Below are 22,664 nucleotides of genomic sequence, written 5' to 3'. Positions count from 1 at the left end.
CTACATCACCAACCCTTCATGATTACGCAAGCCATCGTAGGATTTTACTGTGTTTAATAAATTGGTATACATTTCTCTTGTATCTTGATGCTTTGCACGCTTCGCAAACATCTCGGCACTTCCTACAAGTAGAAGTAACTCTCGGGCACGAGATAGCGCAACATTTAAACGACGATAATCTCTGGCAAAACCAATATCCCCGCCTTTAGGTGTATTACGAACCATACTCACTAAAATGACATCCATTTCCATCCCCTGAAACTTATCGACAGTACCTGTTCTAAACTGCAAGTGTGGTAGCTGTAATTCCTGTTGCAGCAGACGATTGATTTTCTTTACCTGCTCACCGTAGAAACTAATGACACCTACGCTTTTCAGAGCATCGTGCGGCATACGCCCTGCTTCTTTTGCCGCCTTCACTGCCTCATTAAGATCTACTAAGATACGGCGAATCGTTTGTAATTCCCCTTCGTTATAACGACTCGTCCCACCTTTTACCTGCTCCTCTAAATAAGGCTTCTCCGTTGGCATATCAATCCATAGTAAATGATCATTACGTTTTACAAATTGACCCTCTAAGCCATGATCTCTTGCTGCATCTGAATCTGGCAACCCACATTGTAATCCATTTTCTTCTTTCGCATAAAATGGTGTGATACTTTGCATGATTTTCTCATGCATACGGTATTGTAATGCTAGCATTTGTTTATGTGTTGGAGGCAAATTATTAAATAAACGCTCAAATAATGATTCACGCAACAGATTTTTTAATTCCTGTGCACCTTCAAAGTTTGGATTTTCTTCTAGCATTGCCTTCAATGTTTCCTCCAGCGTATCATCCCCAAGTAATGGTGGAAGCTGATGATGGTCACCTACTAAAATAACTTTTTTCCCCTTAAGCATTGGTAACAGTAATTCTGGTGGCGTTGCCTTTGAAACTTCATCAATAATGACCACATCAAAAGTTGGGTAATTCTCCATAAACTCTTTACTAGCGGAAGCTACACATGTTGTTCCGATAACGTTCGCATGACGTACATATAATTTTCGAATTTCATCTAAATCATACTCTGTTGCGTTTTGTAGTTTTTCACGCCATTGTTCTTGTAGTTTTTGGCGAAGAGGTAGCTGCTTTTGCTGCCGCTGTAATGCTTCAATGGCCTGTTTAGAAGTTTGAATAGCTTCCAGCACCTCTTCAGCAGTACGTTCTGGCGTAGATTGTAAAAGCTGTGTATAAACTGCTAGTTGCTTTTCTTTCTTTAATCCAGCAATATTAATGTCCTTTATACGCTCTTCCATTTGTGTTAGCTGCTGCTCCACTTCCTGTAAGCTTGTTGTGACAGTCTGTAGAGAGGCTTGCTTCGGAACTAGTTGTACTTTCGCCTGTTCCATTGCCTCAAGCTGTTGCTTTGCTTGTTGAAGAGACTCCCTAGCTTGTGAGGTAAGAATCTTTAAATATTCTACAGATTCTTCTGGCTCCTCAGTAATCTGGAAGGCGTTTGCTAACTGTTGTAAACGCTCTGTATGCTGTAAAAATGGTTGGAGTTGACGTTGTAAACTTTGCACATCAAAGCTAGTGATTGCACATTCCTGATGAATCAAAGTCACTAGATTTTTACGGAAAGATTCAAATTCCTGATCTTTATGCTCTTGTTGTTGCTTTAGTGCTACTCCCTTTTGCCAAACGAAATCACGACGCATATATAGCCCAAGCAGATAACTCTCTAGAACATCAGTTGCTGGTAATTGACCATCCTGAAAAGCCGTGTTCAGCTCTGCGAATACTCCTGTGAGGTTTTGCAGAGAAAATGATTGTACGGGTTGTAATCTACTTTTAGCAAGGGCTCGTTCCTTCACTTCATGAATAACTAAAGCCTCTAACTTGGCAATCGCCTTTTGGAGGCGAGCATTGATCGTTGACCATGCCTCTAAATCTTTCGCATCTTCCAAATGCTGCAAGCGACTCATTTGCTGAGAAAGTACATGGGAAGGGCGAATTTGATAGTGCTGTAAAAATCGCTCGATAAGCTCAAACGAAGTTAAGGTGTAGATATACTTTTGAGCTTCCTTCATAATGACTAGACGCTTACTTTCGATTTCATATTTCTGTTGTATTTCTTGAAATTGCTGAGTTAACTGCTGCTTTTGTTCTTGTAGTTCTTTATACTGAGCAGCCGCTTCTAATTGTTCCACTTTTTCTGTAGTTTCCTGAATCGTACACTGTAGTTGCTCGACCGAGGGATAATCAGCAAGTGTCTGTTCAAGCTGCTGTACAATTGGTTCGATTTGTGCGAGCTGTTTCTCATAATGCTCTTTTTGTGCTTCACATGTTTGTTGCTCTGTTTTAGCAGCCTTCAATTCTTTTTTTAATGCTTGAATCTCCTGCTGTAGAATGGGTTCTTCAATTGCTGCTTGCTCTTTTGCGGCAATTTCCTGAGTTAATTGTTCTAGCCATTGCTCCAATTTTTCTAGTTCATCTTCTGCTTTTGCAAGATTGGCTTTTAGCTCTAGCTCGCGTTCTGGAAATATTGCTATTGTCTCTTCGATTGCAGCCAGTGTTTGTTCACGCCATTGGAGAGCGACATTTTCCTCTATGAATTTTTTGCCTTCTTCCTCGATACTTTCCGTTCTTCCATAGCGTAAAATTCGAATTTCTTGATTGGCTAGCAAACGTCCTAATGCATTGTCGACGGCTAAATTTGATTGTGATGCTACTAGTGTTTTTAAGCCCGCCTTGACATTTTGCTGACAAATCTCTGAGATGACAGTCGTTTTTCCCGTTCCTGGAGGACCTTGTATGACATACAAATCCTCAACAGATAATGCACCTAATACTGCTCGTCTTTGATATTCATTTAAATTATTTTGAAACGTAATATCTTCTCGTAGCTTGGACGCTCGGACTGTTGGGCGCCGTTCAAACAGGATAGTTTCTAAATTAGGGTTAACTGCCTCACCCTTCTCTAGCTTTGTGAAGCCATTTCGTAATCTTCGAATTTGACTTAAGGTCGCAAAATTACTAAAGCTTGCTTGCTTCGAACGAAGATTCAGCTGATCCTTACGAGCCATTTCCTGTATAAAAGGCTTTAAATCAATTTCAATCGTTTGTTTTCCTGCATTCGCCTTTAAAACTTGCCCAATTTCACCACGAACCCCTTGAATACTTACACTTAAACCCTCTAACTTTTTCCACTCTTTACTCTTTATGTAGGGACAAACAATCGTTAAGCGTGTAAAGTCTTCGTTGAAGTAGCTTTGCTTAAATTCTGTATGAATATCGTCAATCGTTGCATCACGTTCTTGAATTTTTAAATAGCCTTCCCAGCTAGCTATACGTTTTTTTACATATTCTGTGCGTTCTTCCGCTATCGGTAACTGCCTTATTTTTGTATGAAGCTCCAGTGGAATGCCTGCTCCATTGTTAGGCTTTGTGACAAATTGTAATGCGGCTGCTAGGCGGCGATTTGTATTGATAGGACCACGCATATGCACAAAACGAATATTAGTCGCCAACAAACCTTCTAGCTTCAGCACACAATCCATAATGACTGTTTTTTCCGCAAGTAAATCGCTTAATTTTTCATTGTCCTCCGCATTAAAATAGATGGATAAAAAGGTTTCACCAACTTTTTTTGCTTTGCGTTTTTCAATGTAAACAGTAAAAGATCTTTGTAACGTAAAAAAGGCATGCTCGTTTGCTGAGCATTCCTCTACCGCTTCCTTCGCCTTATTGGTCAAAATAAGACTACAGCGTTGTTTTTCTAGTAAAGCTATGTCCTGCATGAGCAGCCCTCCCTCCCGAGTCACTAAAGTTTTATTTTAGCACATCCTAAAAGAATACTTACAAAGAAAAATCCCCTGCACAGTGATTTCTTACCACCGTACAAGGGCTATCTTAATGTTGATCAATTGTTTCCTTCGGCAAGTTCTTGCTCATTTCGCAATATTGAACAAATACACGTGCTAATTCACGTAAACGACTATGAACATCTTCATCAACAATGTTATTATCTGCATCAAAATGTGATGTATGTGTGTATACATAGTTAGGCGTAACAAGGGCACGGAAGTAATCTAAAATAGGTTTTAATTGATTTTCGACTACAAGATGATGTTGGTATGTGCCACCGTTTGCGACGATAGATACGGGCTTATAGCGCATCGTTTTAGGATGTAAGTAGTCAAAAGCATTTTTCAAAACACCTGGGATGGACGCTTGAAAAATAGGCGTTGCAATGATGTAAGCGTCTGCCTCTTCAAATTGTTGAATCATTTTCTTCATATCATCATTTAATGGTGAACCATCCACAATTTGATGCTTATATTGATTAAAATGCATCATTTCTAATTCGAAACTAGCATCTAATTCTTTAATATATTGTTCCACTTGTTCTAAAATAGCACCTGTTTTACGACCAAACATTGTGCCATCAACGAGTAAAATTTTCATCTTTATTTTGCCTCCACATTCATCTTCTACAAGAATATTGTAACAAATGAAAAGTAGCTCGCAAAGGTTTGTCGTAGCGATCGGGATAAATTCAGTCTTTAGACGGAACATTTACAAACCAAACCCACATTATTTTTTGTCCTGTTCACGATGTTGGAAGTGTACCTCCTTATCAATAACCGTTTCCTCCATCTTAAATTTATCTCGATTAATGATAACATCACGATTTACTTTCTCACCTTTTTCAAGCTTATCCCAATGAAATAGCGTCTCTCTTGAAGCATCCTCTTCTGGTATTTCAGGGTATTGCAATGTTGCCAGTTCATTGGATGGATAAATAGTAACAGGCTGCTTTTTACCGTATAGAGCAATGATAATCATCGCTTTGGCCACTTGTGAGGCTTCAATTGCTCTAGAACGTTTGAAAGGTCCAATTAATAAAGGTTGTGCAAATTTTAATAGCTTTTCTCCTGCCTTCTCTCCTAGACGGAATTCATCTCGATCTCCTACTAATAGTGAAGGTCGAATAATAGAGAGCCGTTGTAACCCTAACTCTACTAAATCATGCTCAAGTTTTCCCTTCACTCGATTATAGTAAAACGGAGAATTTTCATTAGCACCCATTGCAGTGATGACAAGAAAATGAGGGATCCCACGCTTTTTGGCTAAAGAAGCAATCGCTAATGGATATTCAAAATCAACTTTTTCGAACACCTCACGAGAGCCTGCTTTTTTTATGGTTGTACCTAAACAACAATACAATTCATGGGCAAATTCAATATCTTTTTCCTCTATCCTATCAAAATCACGAATCTTCACTTCTAACTTTGGATGCGTAAAGATTGGTTTTCTCCGTGCAATTATGGTTACTGAAACATATTCATCATTTTCACATAATTGCTCAACTAGAGAGGAGCCCGTTAAACCTGTCGCTCCTATAACAATCGCTGCACGCATGCTCATCCTTCTTCCCCCCTTCTACATAATTTCATGTTGTATGTATCTTTTCTATTCTTGATTTCACTATATATATCGACCATTTTTTTGATCATTAAAAAGTTATTTATAATCCCCCTCAAGATAGCTAATTACAAGATTTCCTCAAAGTCATCGATTATCAAATCCTAAATTTTACACATACTTGCTCTTTCTTCGCCATAATTTAAAGAGACAGAGGAAAGGGTGGGATACATTTGCAAAAAGAAACACAAGCAATTGAACCAAAAAAAACGATTGTTTTCATTATTGAAAGCTGTATTGATAAAGGGCTGTATCCTTTTGAACGGGTTTCAACATTGGCTAAGTTACTTACGAATGAGAAAGTTTTTATATTTGTCAAGACTCCTTCAAATGATGGCATCCAAATTTTAATGAATGAAGGTCTTTCTCCAATTTTATTTGACCACTTTAACGAATTACCTAAGCAAATCAAAGGACTTCAACCTGATTTAATCGTTAGAGATGGCCGTAATTCTGAAGGCTGGCAAGTACAGGATTTACGACCTTTCTGCAAAACACTGATTCATTTTGATGATTTTGGTGAAGGTGGTCAAGCCTGTGACTGTGTATTACTAGCACTCTATCAAGAAGTGAAAGATTATTTACCATCGCATTATATTGGTGGAAGCTTTGTTTTTGCACTACCAGAGGCCTACCAACAATTTGATGATATTCCTGATAGTAAAACACCTGAAAATCCTCCTCATATCGTCGTTGCTTTTGAGGATGGGGACGAGCATAACTTAACCTACCGAACACTTCGACACTTAACACAGCTACAAATTCCACTACAAATTACAGTAATGATTGATGATAGCTATCGCCATGCAACGGATGATTTGCAAATGATGGTACTTAGTCGTCGCAATACGGCCATTCTTCGTGATAAAAACGCACTTCTCAAACTATTACCAAAAGCTGATGTCATTATTTGTAATGCTAATTATACGCCTTATAAAATTGCCTCTTATGGTGTGCCATGCATTACACTTGCACAAACTGAAGCTGAGCTTCTTCATGCTTTTCCTCGAGAGCATAATGGTTTTATTCATCTTGGACTTGGTCGTAAAATGAAGCAGTCTCAAATCCAAAATGCTGTCATGGAATTTCTATTACACGAAGCTCGCAGTGAACGAGCTGTAAGAAAACAACGACAACTCAATCTTGCTAGTAACAATGAAACACTCCAAGCATTACTCTTAGATTTTGCTTATGATCGACACAATATCGCTTCTACTTAGTGCTACTTCGAAGATGATTATGATACAATATATAAGAATTTTTCACTTCAACTCCTCTTATGGACGTTGGAATATAAGTAAATTCAACCAGTACCCGATTGATTTTAATGACTAAGCGGTGGGGGATTAGAAAAACCTCCATCGCTTTTACACGCATTCACGATAAAATATTCTCAAAAAGGAGTAATCATCATGCCAACAAAAAGCGATATTGAATACCAAATTAAAGAGTTAAAAATGGACTATATGAATTTACAAGGTGATATAGAAAAATTGGAGTCTACTGGGCACAACGATCAGGTAACAAAAGCCGAGGAACGCCTTGCGAATATGGAAACCAAGTTAGCAGAACTAAACAAGCAGCTCGCAGCACTTTAAAATGTAAACAAGATGGACAGTTGGAGGAACATATATGGCAATATTAACAGTTGAAAATTTAGGTCATTCTTTCGGTGATCGTACACTCTTTAAAGATGTATCATTTCGATTAGTAGAAGGTGACCACATTGGTCTTGTAGGAGCTAATGGTGTAGGTAAATCGACATTAATGGGCATTATTACAGGACAAACGATTCACGATACAGGAAAAGTAGAGTGGCTTCCTGGTACACACTATGGTTATCTCGACCAACATACAGTACTGACTGCTGGTAGAACAATGCGTGATGTTTTGCGTGATGCCTTTTTACCATTATATAAAAAAGAAGAAGAACTTAATGAAATTACAGGTAAGATGGCAGAAGCTACACCTGAGGAATTAGAAGTACTGTTAGAACAAATGGCAGAGGTTCAAGACGCACTTGATGCAGGAGATTTCTATTCATTAGATATGAAAATTGAAGAGGTTGCACGTGGACTAGGCCTTGATGCTATTGGCTTAGAACGTGATGTAGCTGCACTTTCTGGTGGACAACGCACAAAGGTCCTACTAGCTAAGCTGTTACTAGAAAAACCAAAAGTACTTTTACTAGATGAGCCGACGAACTATCTCGATGAGGAACATATTACTTGGCTGAAAAGCTATTTAAAGAACTATCCATACGCCTTCCTCTTAATTTCACATGATACAGAATTTATGAATGAAACGGTGGATGTCATCTTCCAACTTGAGTTTTCAAAATTAACTCGTTATACAGCAACATACGAAAAATTCCTAGAGCTTGCTGAAATCAATAAACGTCAACATATTGATGCTTATGAGAAGCAACAGGAATTCATTAAGAAACAAGAGGACTTTATCGCTAAAAATAAAGCACGTTACTCCACTACTGGTCGTGCAAAATCTCGCGCCAAGCAGCTTGATCGTTTAGAGCGAATTGACCGCCCAGAAACAGCGGTAAAACCTGAATTCGGATTTAAAGAAGCACGTTCTTCCAGCCGCTATGTAGTAGAGGCAGAGAACTTGGTCATTGGGTACGATAAAGACAAGCCATTACTACCCCCACTATCTTTTGCTATTGAACGAGGAGAAAAGATAGCTCTAGTTGGCATGAATGGTGTGGGTAAGTCCACATTATTAAAAACAATGCTAGGTAAAATTAACCCTCTTGATGGGAAAGTCATTCGAGGTGATTACCTGTATCCGTCTTACTTTGAACAAGAAGTAAAAGCAGAAAAAATAACACCAATTGATGATGTTTGGAATGCCTTCCCTTCGATGGAGCAGGCTCAAGTACGTGCAGCATTAGCAAGAGCGGGTCTAAAAACCGACCATATTACACGTCCATTGAATTCTTTATCTGGTGGAGAGCAAGCAAAAGTTCGTTTATGTAAATTAATGATGGAAGAAGCGAACTGGCTTCTTTTTGACGAACCGACAAACCACTTAGATGTCGATGCGAAAAATGAATTAAAACGTGCCATGAAAGAATTTAAAGGCACTATTGTACTGGTAAGCCACGAACCAGATTTCTATGATGGCCTCGCAACAAAAGTCTGGAACGTTCAAGATTGGTTCACTTCTGGACAACAAAGCTAAGACCAGCTCATTTTAAGAGCAGTTCCCACATGTTATGGGACTGCTTTTTTTATTTTTTTCAAACTTCTATGTATAATTGACCACATTTAAACATACTATAATCAGTGGACTAACTATTTTACTCCTACTTCCAACTAATGCTCTCCTACGAGATCAGCTCATTCATCTAGTAGTCCCTATTAATTCGTCATCAATTACCTACAGTTTTTTTAGAAGTTACATAATAGTCACTTCTTGTAATAACGGTTCACTGAGTTGCCACGCTGGCCTCTCTTCAAAATCTGTAATATCAGCTGAAACTTACATCATTGTAAGCAGAAAGAGCGAAACTTTTTACTCTTCTCTTCGTATAATTAAATAGAATTGAAAAAATATTAATTTGATTGAGAAATTCTTTCAATTAACTATTGATTTATATATAGCTTACTAGTAAGATATATATATAAACTATATAACTTACTAGTAAGCTATTTATAAAATATAATCTAATACAGAAAGCGAGGAATGAAGAATGACAGTTACAATTTACTCACAAGCGAGCTGTTCTTCATCCAGAAAAGCACTTAAATGGTTAAAAGATCACAATATTGAATATAAAGAAAAACGTATCACATCTCACCCTCTTACACTTGCAGAATTCAAAGAAATTCTAAGCATGACTGAAGATGGTACAGATGAAATCATTGCAACAAACTCAAATGACTTTAAAAACTTAAATATCGACATCGACCAACTTTCTATCCAAGAGCTATACGCTATTATTCAAGCACACCCAAGAATGTTGCGTAGCCCTATTTTAATAGATGAAAAACGTATTCAAGTTGGTTACAATGAGATGGACATCCGTCGTTTTATCCCACGTAAAGTACGTGCTTACGAATTAAATGCGATGACAAGATTGGCACAAGAAAGTTAAAACAGTTTTGGAGATGACCTCTATGGATCAAGAAAAACAAAAAGCCATTACCTCGTTGTTTGAAGTCGTTTCATCTATTGAGCGTAAGTGGGCAAACGAGTGGAATAATCATAATGTGCTCGGCTTTTCAAAATCCCATATTTTAATTTTAGACTACTTATCGCAGGAGGGCCCAAAACGCCCTTCTGCTATTGCTGAGCGGTTAAAAGTAACAACTGGTGGTGTTACCGTTTTAACAACAAAGCTGATTAATGCTGGCTTTATTGAAAAAACACAGCATGCCACAGATCGACGAGCCTCACAACTAGTTATTACTACAGAGGGTGAGAACATCTTAAAAGAATCGCGTCAACAAGTGAGTGAAATTATTAACAATATGTTTGGTATGCTCACAGCTGAAGAACTGCAAACATTACGAACGATTTTTTCAAAATGTCTATTAGATGTTGAATCTAATCGGTCAGAATAAAGAGCACAAACTAAAAAGATGCATCGCAACTATTTGCGAGTGCATCTTTTTTTAGATTAATCGACCGAATACTTCCGCCTAAGTACTTGTGGTGTGCGACCAATCTGTTTTTATTATGCTGGTAGCACAGATTCCACAATTGCTGTATCAGACATGAGCATTTCTTTTAATCGAGCCTTTGCACGGAATAAACGAGATTTCACAGTACCAATAGAAACCTTCATAATTGTAGAGATTTCTGCAAGTGAATATTGGTCTATGTAGAAATACCATAAAGTCTTTCTATAAATAGCATCTAATTGCTCCATTTTATCCTGTACGAGTTTTGTTACAATATCCTTTTCAATTTTTTCTTCCGTCGAAATTTCATTATTGGGAACCAAATCTAAAATCGGTACGTCTAATGTTTCAGGTTGGTTCATCATATATTTGCTTCGACGTACTTTTTTACGATAGCGATCTCTAAATGTATTCATTGTAATAGTTGTCAGCCAAGCTTTAATATGCTCTACCTCGGCAACGCTGTCTTCATAGCGTACAACCTTTACCCATACTTCTTGCATTAAATCTTCAGCCTCTACATTATTGCGAGTTAGTTTCAAACATAAGTGATATATATAACGATTGTATTCCTCGTATACGCCTTCTAATTTTTCATTCATTGTGTATGCCTCCGCTTCTTGTTCTTGCTTCTATACACATTCTCGCAAAATAATGTATTACACTCTATCGCATTGGCTTTCAATTTCATTACAATCGTGTAAGCTTAATCACTTTTGCTTGTAATATTCGTAAAAATTGTTTTACTACTATATTACTTCTCCTACTAAAAATCACTTCATAACAATACTTCCCTATTTTTAACATTATATATTAAATAGCGTTTATTATCAGAAAATTAAAGACGCATTTTTCGGTTTATAAAGACACAAAAAATGCACTCCTAGCAGAAGTGCATTTATGCTAGCTTAACAGCCCTAGACGAAAGGCGGAGGCAACGACCTGTGTACGGTTCTTTGCTTTAAGCTTTGTCATGAGACTGCTAACATAATCCCTGACCGTATGCTCACTTAAAAATAATAAACCACCAATTTTTTTATTATCATATCCTTCAGCAAGCAAGCCAAGAATCATCGACTCCCGTTCTGTTAAATGAAGCTCTGTGTTTTTTTCTACCTTCTCGCCCTTACGTGATAAAAATAAACCTAGACGCTTCCCTACTTCTTCAAGAAGTGATAATTCTTCCTTTGTACAATCAAATTCCTCGCCTAGCTGATCAAATGTTAGCCATCCAAATAATTGGTCTCGCCTCATAATAGGAATAAAGATGATGGAGGATAAATTAAATAATTGAATATGCTCCTCTTTTACGTAATTTTTAGGATTTTTCAAATAAATAGGTTTTCTTGAACTAAGTATAGCGTTTTCCCCATTCAACTGCCCTTTCATACTTTGCACTTTAGGAAGTTCCGCCCCAATAACCCCGTAAAATTGGTTGGACCATGGAACATATGCATAAAATACGCATCTTTTATAACTAAAATACTCTTCACATTTTTTTAAAATATAGGCTAAATCCTGATAGCCTGAGGAACTGATCAGCAATTTATTTAGCTTATCTAATAACTGTAAATGCCGTAACTCTTGATTTTCAGTAGATCCGTTATTCCTTTTGTCATCTCCCTCACAGTCATCGTAAAGCTGTACGAGAAACGTAAATAACGATAATACATACATTAAGATGGCATTCGTTCGGCTACTCTTTTGTTGAATCATAAAGGTAATCAATGATTTCTCAAAAATTAATTGGAATAAATTAAAGCTCTTCCGATCAATTATAGATAACTGTGCCTGAAGCCACGTATTAAAAAAAGACTTATCATCATCATTTAGTTCATCAATGTTCGTATATGTCATCAAACGCAAAAATGAATCCAGTAGCATCGCTGCCCTTTTTCGATCCTCTTCGGCTATAGAAGGTGCTAAATTGAGGTAAATATTGACATTTTCTTCAATTTGTTGATGATGAATTTTAATAAATAACACAAACTCTTGTAATGTAACTTCTTCAATTGACTGAAATGGATGCGTCATAGGAAATTCTTCTCCTTCACACTAACAATACCCTATAAATGGAGGATATTCACTTACTATATTATACAGCATCTTATAGGATAGTATTTCAAATTGAAAAGAGTAAGATGAAAGTATCGCTAAACAATGCGAATACTTTTGAATCCCAAGGTAACCATATAACCAGAAATAATGAAAGGTGCGTGCTTGAAATGAGACTGGAAAATAAAGTAGCCATTATTACAGGTGGAGGTACAGGAATCGGGAAAGAAACGGCACTATTATTTACTAAAGAAGGAGCAAAAGTAGTTATTACTGATATAAATGAACAATCTGGTAACGACACTATCCGCGATATCCAAGCAATTGGCGGTGAAGCATTATTTGTACATCATGATGTTAGCAATGAGGAAGACTGGAAAAAGGTCGCAGATGAAACAATCAAAACATTTAACAAAGTAGATATTCTTTTCAATAATGCAGGTATCTATATCATTAAACCACTTGCAGAAATCGAGCTTTCTGATTGGAATCGCTTAATGTCCATCAATGTGACTGGTGTCTTCCTAGGTATGAAATATATTATGCCACTTATGGCTAAACATAATAAGGGCTCAGTTATTAATGCCTCTTCCATCGCTGGCTTAACAGGCGCTGCTGGACACGTATTATACGGAGCAAGTAAAGGTGCCGTTCGCATTATGACAAAAGATGCTGCAATGGAATATGCTCCATATGGCGTACGCGTCAATTCGATCCATCCTGGCTATATTGATACAGGTATGGCAGACTATGCATCAGCAACAACTGGAAGCACTAAAGATGAATTAGGAAAAAATTTATTCCCATTAGGACGTTTAGGCTCTGTTAAAGAAGTAGCGCAAACCGTATTATTTTTAGCTTCTGATGAATCTTCGTTCTCAACAGGTGCAGAATTCGTCATTGATGGCGGAGCAACAGCAAAATAACAATAAAGGTGGTCATTGAAATGAAACTAAAAGATAAAGTAGCAATCGTTACAGGTGGGGCTAGTGGTATCGGTGAAGCCACAGTTCGTCTCTTTGTACAAGAAGGCGCTAAAGTAGTTATCGCCGATTTTTCAGATCGTGGACAAATTGTTTCTGACGAATTAAATAACAATGGTTTTGATACACTCTTCGTAAAAACAGATGTAACTAGCGAAGAAGATATTCAAAACATGATTAAGGAAACCGTTACTAACTACGGTAAACTTGATATTATGTATGCCAATGCAGGCGTAGCTGACGATGCACCAGCACATGAGCTTTCTTTCGAAAAATGGAAAAGAACGATTGATATTAATTTATCAGGTGTATTTCTTTCTGATAAATATGCCATCGAACAGTTTCTTACACAGGGAACTGGTGGTGTCATTGTCAACGCTGGCTCTATTCATAGCTTTGTTGCCTTGCCAAACCCTACAGCCTACTCCTCTGCAAAGGGTGGCGTAAAATTATTAACGCAAAATCTATGTACAGCTTACGCTAAACAAGGCATTCGCGTAAATGCAGTATGTCCTGGCTATATCGACACTCCTCTACTAGCTGAAGTCGATGCGCAAAAGAAAGAATATTTAGCGTCCCTTCATCCACAAGGTCGCCTTGGTAAACCAGAAGAAATTGCAAAAGCTGTTCTCTTCTTAGCAAGCGACGACGCAAGCTTTGTCAATGGTACAACGCTTCTTGTTGATGGCGGTTATACTGCTCATTAATTTTAGTAAGATCTGATTTCAATGTTTTCTAGAAATCAGATCTTTTTTTATTTACTATAAGATATCGCACTCTTATAATCCTACTCGCACAATATTTGTTATTCTAATACATAGCTATACTTTACATTGAAGAGGTGTTCCTATGTATCAATCACATCAATCTTGGTTTGCGCAATGGCAAGCTACACACCGTATTACGAATGGATGGATAAAAGGTGGGACTGTCCATGTTATGACAAATAATGCACTCATTTTAATTACAGATGGGCAAGCTTCATGGAGTATAAATGGTCGGGTACAACATGTACACCTAGGCAATTTATTAGCCGTTGAGAAAAATTCTGTTGTCGAGATACTGGACAATAGCAATTATGCATTAGCAGGATGGATCATTTATTTTGACATATATGACCTCACTACTCATACCCTTAGTGAACGGCAACCTATTCTTGAAAATGAATCCCAAATGACCAAAATTCCTGAGGTAGTATTGGCTACGATTAGCCGTGATTTAATGGAGCCTATAGATCATACTTCAAACACTTCCATCATTATGAATCAATATATTTTATACACCTTACTAAAACATGTATATCAGCCGCAAAATAACGAAAAACTCACGGTCGAAAATAAATTACAACTATCAATTGAATATATACATAACCATTACAATGAATTGATTACAAGAGAACAATTAGCTAATAGTATCGGTATTAGCCCATGGCACTTTTCTCGAAAATTTAAGGAGCAATATGGCTTATCTTTATCAGAATATCTAGCAACTTATCGCATTTATCGTGCACAGGAGGCTTTACTCACTACTTCAGCACGCTCACAGGACATTGCTAAAAATGTCGGCTTTGAAGATGCCCATTACTTTAGTAGACGATTTAAAGCAATAGTTGGCGTCTCTCCAAAAAATTATATAAAATCAATTGCTCAGCAGCGGATATGTTTTTTATCTCCCCTGTATGCTGAGATTGCACTGGCACTAAACATTATCCCTCATAGTGTAGTGACTACTGCTTCCCTAGTGCCCAGTTATCAACGGGCATTATTTAACTCCCATCAAATTCATACTATGGATATGGGGCATTACATCATTGATATTGACCAAATTCAACGCCAACAGCCTACATTAATTATTGGCAATATACTAGATGATCAAATTAAAAATGAATTACGTGAAATTGCTCCTGTTATTAGTGGATTACCAAATGAAATGACGAGCTTAATCAACTATTTCGGGACACTATTTCACTGTGAGGAGCAAGCAGCTTCATTAATTAACGAATCTCTTACTAACGTTAAAAAGTATAAACAGGACTTAGCAAATGTTCTACGAAGAAAACCTACGCTAGTATATTTAAGGGTTGAGCATTTTGGTTATCGATATATCGGTGAAAGATCATGCGAGATTGCTCGGCTACTCTATAACGAACTCGATCTTTCTATGCCTCCAAATTTACAAGGGAAAGAATATAGCTTTAATGACTTGTCACTAGAAGATTTATTACAGGCCAACCCTATTTTTTTATTGCTAGAAAAACGAATAATGGATTATTTCAGCTCTGAGGAAAATATGAAAAACTTACTAAATAGTGATCAATGGAACATGTTAGATGCTGTTAAAAACAATCGTATTCTTTTCGTTGATACGTCACTTGGACTAAACAACTGTGGTATTTTTGGAAAACCTATTATTCTACAAAATCTCTATCAATTTTTTAAAGAACAACACTAAAGTCCAATTGAATAAACACAATCCTCTATGGTTTCTCTTTCTCTAATTTGCTAACATTTGAAAATGATAATCATTATCAAAAAAAGGAGATTAGAGAAATGTTAAAAAAATATTATGCTTTCTTACCATTGCTAATGATGGTTTTCGCTTTGGCTGCATGTAATAGTGAGCCAACGGAAGACAATCAAAACACACAGTCATCAGAAGAAACAGCGGCTACTACCAAAACCGTTAAAGGACTTTTCGGCGATGTTACGATCCCGACAAATCCTAAAAATATGTTAGTGTTTAACTCTAATTATGCAGAGTTTTTACTATCTATTGACATTGTGCCCCAAAAAGTTTTAGTGGTAGATGAAATAGAGCCTGACTATCGTCCAAAGCTTTTTAAAGAAAATAATGTAGAAATGATTAATACCCCTCAATATGAAGAAAATTTAGAGCAAATACTTTCATTGGCTCCTGATTTAATTGTCGTGCAAGGGAATGTGATCGATGCTAAAAAATATGAAGAGCTAAGTAAAATAGCCCCTACCCTTGCCGTGGATGCCAATGGTTCTATAGAAGAAGCACTTCCTGCATTAGGTAAAGTTTTTGAGAAAGAAAAAGAAGCTGAAGCAACCCTGACTGCTTACAATAACAAAGTGACAGAAGCTAAAGAAAAACTACAACAAGCCATTGGCGATAAAACAGTCATGGTATTAAGGGTTGAACCAAAACAGTATCGCTTCATGGGCGCTAAAGCAGAGGGACCAGGTAGTGGTTTAATCTATCGTCAGCTAGGATTAAAAATTCCAGAACAATTAGCAGATTCAGAAGATTGGTTTACACCGTTATCTCTTGAAATCTTACCAGAAATTAAACCAGACTATATTTTCGTTGAAAAGAGAGTGTTAGAAAATTATAGCAGTGATGAATCGATGAAGAGTTTAGAAGATAGTCCGCTATGGCAATCCATGGAGGCTGTACAGAATGGTCGCGTGTTCCCATTAGATACAAAGGATTATGCAGTTGGACTAGGTCCTATTGGCACAGAACTACTAATCGACTATATTGTTGAAAAGTTGGTGCCCTAATGTCAATAAATGAACAAGACATTTATGACGTAACAATTATTGGTGGTGGACCAGCTGGCATGTATTCCGCATTTTATAGTGGGATGCGCGAAATGAGAACAAAAATTATTGAGATTAAGCATGAGCTCGGTGGTTTTATGAGAACGTATCCAGAAAAGCTAATTTGGGATGTAGGTGGTGTTGAGCCTGTTCGCTGTGAAGAAATAATAAATGCACTTATTACTCAAGCGAAAACATTTGATCCAACCATCGTTTATGGGCAAGAAATTGTTGGCATGGAACAGCGGGAAGATAAAATTTTTGAGTTAATTGCTAAAACAGGAGAACGTCATTTTAGCAGAACGGTCATTTTAGCAGCAGGTCGTGGTATTACCAAAATTCAAAAGTTAAATATAGAAGGAGCAGATCGTTACGAATTAACTAATTTACACTATACAGTTACGGATAAATCTAAGTTTGCCAATAAACGTGTTTTAATTTCAGGTGGTGGTGACTCTGCTGTGGAATGGGCGATTGCCATTGCACCAATTGCTAAGGAAGTCATTGTTGTTCATCGTCGAGAAGATTTCAAAGCGTTTGAATCATCTGTTTCGCAAATGAAGCAAGTTGCCACATCACTAGTCCCCTATGTTGTGACTAGTTTGCACGGCAACAACACCAAAATAGAACGGGTTACTGTCCAACATGTTACATCTGGTGAGAGCACACAATTTGAAGTCGATGAAATAATTGTTAATCACGGCTTTGAACGATCCTTCTACGGTCCTATTATGGAATGGGGCTTTGAATGTGAAGAATATGGTATATCTGTTTCGCCTAAAATGCACACAAGTATTCCAGGCATATTTGGTGCTGGTGATTTTATTACTCACCCTAGTAAGGTTCGCCTGATAGCTGGTGCGTTTAATGATGCCATTCTAGCCGTTAATAGTGCGAAGCTATATTTAGATCCTACCGGAGTCGATATGGCTGGTGTATCCTCTCACAATGACCGCTTCGCTGAAAAAAATGAGAAAATTATACAACGCTATATGTCTAATTAAATAGAAACATCTTGCATAACTGCACTTCAAATGATTAGAGTCAATCTAATCATTTGAATGCAGTTTACTTTTTTTCGTATGTTTTTAAGAAAATTTTCACTTCTACGATACAAGCATCTATTTGAGAATCATTATCATTAATTGTATTATCGTAATATAACCTATTGAAAGAAGTGAACCATCAATTGAAAAACCTTACTTTAGCAGATTGGGACTCGGCAAAATTAACCATTATACATATATCTAAAAATCCACAGTTAATGCCTGTCATTACTTGTAACTGTATTTTCGGTTTTATTGCTCAAGGGTCCGGCGAATGGGAATTGCATCATACTCCCCTTTTACACCATAAAAACATCTTTTTGATTGTTCGTGACCCTATAAACATACATGTCACGCAGGAACCATCTTCAGAATGTCTATGGATCTATTGTAATGTTTCTTTTGATAACACAATATCTGAGCCCTTAGAGCCTCTCATTTTTTATGATGCACCGAAGCATTGGTTAACATTAATGGATAACATAAACACACAATGGGAAATGCACACTGATGCTAGTAAATATAAGACAAAATTATACTTAGCAGAATTAATCTATGAAATGTATACACTAGATTCAAATAGATTGCATGAGGAACAGTTAACCTCTCAAACATTAGATTATATAAATAAGCATTTTCATGAAAATTTATCGCGTCATACAATTGCAGAAAAAATGAATTACAGTGTATCTTATCTTTCTAAACAATTTAAATATCAAACTGGTTATGGTCTAATTGATTATTTATTACATACTCGTATCAAACATGCAAAGCGGCTTTTAGTTGAAACACATCATTCAATCCAAGAAGTTTCGAAGCAAATTGGTTACGAAGATTCTTCTTACTTTACTCGCCTATTTAAAAAACATACTGGGTTAACGCCTGGCCAATATAAAAGATTATATTTACCCACTTCTCTAGTGTTGAATAATCCTAATTTTGAGCTAAAATCCTCCGATGTATTCAATCAAGGACCTTTATATAATGATAATTGTTATCAATATGAAGGAGGCTTTTTACCAATGAAATTCAATTGGAACCATACTATAGTAGCTTCATTTGTTTTATGTGCTGCTTTATTATTAACAGCTTGTACAAACAACGACACTACCAAAGAATCAGAGGAAACAATGGTTTATCACTCCATCAATGGTGATATTACGTATAAAAAAAATCCGCAACGTATTGTTACTGATTTTTATTTAGGTTACTTACTTGCTTTAGATGTCAAACCAGTTGGTTCGAATGAAGCACAGCTAAAAAACCCTTATATTCCTGAAAAAGATAAAAAAGAAATTGAGGTGATCGGAGACTCTATAGAAAAAGTACTTTCATTAGAACCTGATTTAATTATTACAGGTAATAAAGAAATGTATGAGCAGCTTTCTAAAATTGCACCTACCATCTATATTGAATACGAAGAAAATATACCTAAACTCATTAAAGAATTTGGTATTATTTTAAATCGAGAAAATCTTGCCCAGGAGTGGCAAAAAAACTATCAACAACAAGTTCAAACCGCTCGCCAAAAAATTGCTCGTATTATTAAGCCTGAAGAAACAATAACTGTTATGGATATACTGGATGGTAAAGGAACCATCACTATTTATGGCGATGGTTATACAGGGTATCCTGTTTATACGGGATTAGGCTTACAAATGGCGCCAGCTGTAAAAGCAGAAACTACTATAAAAACCCCATGGGTACAAATTTCTTCAGAAAAAATTTCAGACTTTGTAGGGGACCGTGTTATCGTTGCAAGAGCGGCCGACACGCCTAAAGTCGACTTTACAACGGCTCCTGTATGGAAAAGTTTAGATGTTGTTAAAAATAATGAAGTGTACGAAATAGATAATTTCAAATTTTGGTTTACAGATCCCATTTCTGTTATTGGTCAAATGAACGATCTAACTGACTTATTTATCGAGCGTGCCAATGATAAGAAAACAAAATAAGACGAACTTTTTATAGTTCCAATGGTTTATATTACCGTTTCCCAAGTGTGGCAAAGCTCTCTCTTATAGACTTTGTCACATTTTTCTTAACAATCTACTTTACTCTATATCATCATTCGAACTTGATTGAAAAGTTTTAGAAAATGACTAGTAAACTCCTCCCAAATAAAAATAGCAGTGGCTCTGATATGACGGCACTTCCCTACCACATTATGTTATACTATTTCTATTATCGAAATATTGGAAAGAGGGATGCTAGATGACAAATTTACAGCAATTAGATGCTTATTTTGCAGAACATCGTGAGGCACATTTAAATGAACTGAATGAATTTTTACGAATTCCAAGTATCAGTTCTCTATCTGAGCATAAAGAAGATATTCAACAGGCAGCACAATGGCTAGCTAATGCGTTTGAAAAACTAAATCTTGAAAATATCTCTATTACACAAACAGCTGGGCACCCTGTTGTCTATGCGGATTGGTTACATGCTGAAGGGAAACCAACTATTTTATTTTATGGTCATTATGATGTACAACCTGTTGATCCATTAAATTTATGGGATAGCGAGCCGTTCAATCCTACGATTCGTGACAATAAATTATTTGCCCGTGGAGCGAGTGATGATAAAGGACAAGTGTTTATGCATTTAAAAATGATTGAGGCACTCTTTGCAACAACAGGGACTTTACCAGTCAATGTCAAATTCATTTATGAAGGCGAAGAAGAAATCGGCAGTCCGCATCTACCTGCTTATGTTGAAGAACATAAGGAAAAACTCGCAGCAGATTTAATTTTAATTTCTGATACGGGCCTTTATGGTCCTGGTAAGCCTGCGGTATGCTATGGATTACGTGGCTTAACAGGCATTCAAATTGATGTTCGTGGAGCTAAAGGAGATCTACACTCTGGTCTTTACGGTGGCGGCGTCCAAAATGCTATCCATGCATTGGCTGAAATTTTAGCATCCTTCCGTGATGAGCATGGAACGATTCAAGTTGAAGGCTTCTACGATAAAGTATTGCCACTATCAGAAGAAGAACGTGAAGCTTATTTAGCACTTGGCTTTGATGAGGAATCAGTTAAACAGGAAGTTGGCGTAAAAGAATTATTCGGTGAACAAGGTTTTTCTTATTTAGAACGCACTTGGGCTCGTCCAACACTAGAGGTTAACGGTGTATTTGGTGGCTTCTCTGGTGAAGGCATCAAAACGGTTCTACCTGCGGAAGCTGGTGCTAAAATCACATGCCGTCTTGTTCCAAATCAAGAGCCTGACGAAATTGTAGCACTATTAAAAGCCCATGTTGAAAAACATAAACCTACTGGTGTGGAAATCAATATTTCTGAATTTGATAAAGGGCGTCCATTCTTAACACCTTTCGATCATCCATTTATCCAAGCAGCTGGACGTTCCTATGAAAAAGTGTATAATGTACCAACTGCATACACACGTGGCGGAGGATCTATCCCTATTGTAGCTGCCTTTGATGAAATTTTAGATTTACCTGTGGTGTTAATGGGCTTCGGCTTATCAAGTGAAAACTTCCACGCACCGAACGAACACTTCCATTTAGAAAACTTCGATAAAGGCTTACGTGTGTTAAGTGATTACTTATACGAGGTTTCTGATTTACAAAAATAAATATCGTCCCATTAAAAAATCCCCTCACTTTTAAAGTGAAGGGATTTTTTTCGGTTATTCACCAAAAATCGTCACTATTTCAGCTGATTGTTTACGTTCCTTGCCTTTCGGTACTTCATCAAAATAACCCATTTGTAGCATGGCAATGACACGCTCACCTGGCTGAACCTTTAAAGCTTCACGGAATTTCGGATTATCTAAGAAGCCTGGCGTTTTCCAGCAAGAACCAATGCCTCTATCCCACGCAAGCAGTTGTATATTTTGAATAAACGTACTTGCAGCTGCATAATCTTCTAAACGTTCTTTTTGACGAGCATCCTCTGGTACGATTACAAAAGCATAGCCACCTGGTAATGTAAATTTCATCATTTGCTTCGCTAAATCTTCACTTGAAAGCTCCTGCCATTTTGGAATTGTCAGGTCGCGTAATAGCTGGTGTAGGTCTGCTAATTCCTTTCCACAGGCTACTACTAAACGCCAAGGCTCACGGTTACCGTGATTTGGTGCCCAGACAGCATCATCGATAATAGCCATCAAATCCTCACGATCTACAGGCTGACCATTAAACTTTTTAATGGAACGACGTTGAATAATTGCATCTCTAACCGATAAAATTTGTTCGCTCATATTTCTATTCTCCTTCTACCATAAGACAACATATTAGAGTTGGTCTCTTCTATCTTTCACATTATCACAAAATGATATGCTTTAAAACTATCTCTTCTTAAGCAAAGCTGTCATCTATATGATAGAAAAAGTAAGTCATACTCGGTGTATAGGCAGTGGAATCCTCGTAAAAATAAGGTCGATTAATACTATCCGAAGTATGGGCATTGACATAGGGAATACCATTTTGAATACTTGTGACAATAACGGAGTGATCAATTCTCCCATTTCCTTGAAAATCATAAAAAATGACATCCCCAAGCTCTAGCTCCTCTGCCGATTGAACACGCCTACCCTTCAATCCAGTTGTAGATCCCTCTAAATACCACCTTAATGAATGAGCCACAGACCAGCTAAAGCTCCAATTCCCTTGTTGAATCCACCAACCTTTATCTCTACTCGGTGCGCCACGCATTGGTGCGCCACCCGCAAGTAAGCATTGAGATATATAGTTTGTGCAATCTACATCAAAGTTTGGAAAAGCTGGGTTGCGTCTGTTCCACCATAAATTAGCATATTGAACTGCAGCCTGCCTGTTATACATTTTTGCCATACATCCCCTCCTCATGCCATCATATGTCTATTCATGACTTTCTATTAGTTAGGTCCTTACTCATATTCTTATTGAAATCAATTAT

Annotated in this window: 19 protein-coding genes; 12 read left to right on the top strand and 7 right to left on the bottom strand. The window is 37.1% G+C overall.

All coding sequences use genetic code 11. The features are described from left to right. The 3 genes from NST76_RS02140 to NST76_RS02130 form a co-directional block, all read right to left on the bottom strand. Positions 1–3,783 carry an AAA domain-containing protein gene (locus NST76_RS02140; protein WP_342544564.1) on the bottom strand — a complete coding sequence of 1,261 codons (3,783 nt, stop codon included), beginning with the start codon at positions 3,781–3,783 and terminating at the stop codon, positions 1–3. A gap of 112 nt (positions 3,784–3,895) precedes the next feature. Continuing rightward, positions 3,896–4,450, bottom strand: a complete 555-nt coding sequence (locus NST76_RS02135; protein ID WP_036117514.1) for an NADPH-dependent FMN reductase — start codon at positions 4,448–4,450, stop codon at positions 3,896–3,898. A gap of 129 nt (positions 4,451–4,579) precedes the next feature. After that, positions 4,580–5,413 carry an oxidoreductase gene (locus tag NST76_RS02130; RefSeq protein ID WP_058843603.1) on the bottom strand — a complete coding sequence of 278 codons (834 nt, stop codon included), beginning with the start codon at positions 5,411–5,413 and terminating at the stop codon, positions 4,580–4,582. A 230-nt stretch (positions 5,414–5,643) separates the two neighbouring features. On the opposite strand from NST76_RS02130, the gene NST76_RS02125 reads away from it, so the two are divergent. The 5 genes from NST76_RS02125 (at position 5,644) to NST76_RS02105 (ending at position 10,053) form a co-directional block, all read left to right on the top strand. Further along, a complete protein-coding gene (locus NST76_RS02125) occupies positions 5,644–6,690 on the top strand; it encodes a hypothetical protein (protein ID WP_058843602.1) in 1,047 nt (348 codons plus the stop codon). Positions 6,691–6,882: 192 nt separating this feature from the next. After that, complete coding sequence (locus NST76_RS02120) at positions 6,883–7,068, top strand: SE1832 family protein (protein ID WP_330493619.1); 186 nt, start codon at positions 6,883–6,885, stop codon at positions 7,066–7,068. 34 nt (positions 7,069–7,102) lie between these two features. Further along, entirely contained in the window at positions 7,103–8,668 is a 1,566-nt protein-coding gene (locus NST76_RS02115) for an ABC-F family ATP-binding cassette domain-containing protein (RefSeq protein WP_036117522.1), read from the top strand. A 511-nt stretch (positions 8,669–9,179) separates the two neighbouring features. After that, positions 9,180–9,584: a transcriptional regulator Spx gene (gene spx, locus NST76_RS02110; protein WP_036117523.1), complete on the top strand. Its 405-nt coding sequence runs from the start codon at positions 9,180–9,182 to the stop codon at positions 9,582–9,584. Between the two features lie 22 nt (positions 9,585–9,606). Continuing rightward, positions 9,607–10,053, top strand: coding sequence for a MarR family transcriptional regulator (locus NST76_RS02105; protein ID WP_036117526.1), 447 nt, complete (start codon positions 9,607–9,609; stop codon positions 10,051–10,053). Positions 10,054–10,166: 113 nt separating this feature from the next. Here NST76_RS02105 and NST76_RS02100 read toward each other — a convergent pair whose 3' ends face one another. Both NST76_RS02100 and NST76_RS02095 read right to left on the bottom strand, forming a co-directional pair. After that, positions 10,167–10,715: an RNA polymerase sigma factor gene (locus NST76_RS02100; RefSeq protein ID WP_036117528.1), complete on the bottom strand. Its 549-nt coding sequence runs from the start codon at positions 10,713–10,715 to the stop codon at positions 10,167–10,169. Between the two features lie 301 nt (positions 10,716–11,016). Beyond that, positions 11,017–12,147 carry a LuxR C-terminal-related transcriptional regulator gene (locus tag NST76_RS02095; protein ID WP_340810259.1) on the bottom strand — a complete coding sequence of 377 codons (1,131 nt, stop codon included), beginning with the start codon at positions 12,145–12,147 and terminating at the stop codon, positions 11,017–11,019. A gap of 191 nt (positions 12,148–12,338) precedes the next feature. Here NST76_RS02095 and NST76_RS02090 point away from each other — a divergent pair, with 191 nt between their 5' ends. The 7 genes from NST76_RS02090 (at position 12,339) to NST76_RS02060 (ending at position 21,360) form a co-directional block, all read left to right on the top strand. Next, positions 12,339–13,094 carry a glucose 1-dehydrogenase gene (locus NST76_RS02090; RefSeq protein ID WP_342544562.1) on the top strand — a complete coding sequence of 252 codons (756 nt, stop codon included), beginning with the start codon at positions 12,339–12,341 and terminating at the stop codon, positions 13,092–13,094. 20 nt (positions 13,095–13,114) lie between these two features. Further along, positions 13,115–13,858 (top strand): glucose 1-dehydrogenase, encoded by a 744-nt coding sequence (locus NST76_RS02085; RefSeq protein ID WP_036117533.1) that lies wholly within the window; start codon positions 13,115–13,117, stop codon positions 13,856–13,858. Between the two features lie 142 nt (positions 13,859–14,000). Further along, positions 14,001–15,602 carry a helix-turn-helix domain-containing protein gene (locus NST76_RS02080; RefSeq protein ID WP_058843599.1) on the top strand — a complete coding sequence of 534 codons (1,602 nt, stop codon included), beginning with the start codon at positions 14,001–14,003 and terminating at the stop codon, positions 15,600–15,602. Between the two features lie 98 nt (positions 15,603–15,700). Continuing rightward, entirely contained in the window at positions 15,701–16,678 is a 978-nt protein-coding gene (locus NST76_RS02075; protein ID WP_186436128.1) for an ABC transporter substrate-binding protein, read from the top strand. After that, on the top strand, positions 16,678–17,721 hold the full coding sequence (locus NST76_RS02070) for an NAD(P)/FAD-dependent oxidoreductase (RefSeq protein WP_170829840.1): 1,044 nt from the start codon (positions 16,678–16,680) through the stop codon (positions 17,719–17,721). The genes NST76_RS02075 and NST76_RS02070 overlap by 1 nt, the downstream gene beginning before the upstream one ends. A 185-nt stretch (positions 17,722–17,906) precedes the next feature. Then, positions 17,907–19,718: an AraC family transcriptional regulator gene (locus NST76_RS02065; protein ID WP_036117541.1), complete on the top strand. Its 1,812-nt coding sequence runs from the start codon at positions 17,907–17,909 to the stop codon at positions 19,716–19,718. 259 nt (positions 19,719–19,977) lie between these two features. Continuing rightward, the gene (locus NST76_RS02060; RefSeq protein WP_036117543.1) at positions 19,978–21,360 is read left to right on the top strand and encodes a dipeptidase; all 1,383 of its coding nucleotides are present in this window, start codon (positions 19,978–19,980) and stop codon (positions 21,358–21,360) included. 54 nt (positions 21,361–21,414) lie between these two features. Here the strand turns inward: NST76_RS02060 and NST76_RS02055 are convergent, their stop codons facing one another. Both NST76_RS02055 and NST76_RS02050 read right to left on the bottom strand, forming a co-directional pair. Then, the gene (locus NST76_RS02055) at positions 21,415–21,987 is read right to left on the bottom strand and encodes a nitroreductase (protein WP_036117546.1); all 573 of its coding nucleotides are present in this window, start codon (positions 21,985–21,987) and stop codon (positions 21,415–21,417) included. Positions 21,988–22,084: 97 nt separating this feature from the next. Continuing rightward, entirely contained in the window at positions 22,085–22,579 is a 495-nt protein-coding gene (locus NST76_RS02050) for an amidase domain-containing protein (protein ID WP_036117549.1), read from the bottom strand. Between the last annotated feature and the right edge of the window lie 85 nt (positions 22,580–22,664).

The sequence above is a fragment of the Lysinibacillus sp. FSL W7-1291 genome, from assembly GCF_038593415.1.
GTDB classification, from domain to species: domain Bacteria; phylum Bacillota; class Bacilli; order Bacillales_A; family Planococcaceae; genus Lysinibacillus; species Lysinibacillus fusiformis_D.
Note: the sequence above shows the minus strand (reverse complement) of the source record. Positions and strands in the feature narration are given on the sequence as shown.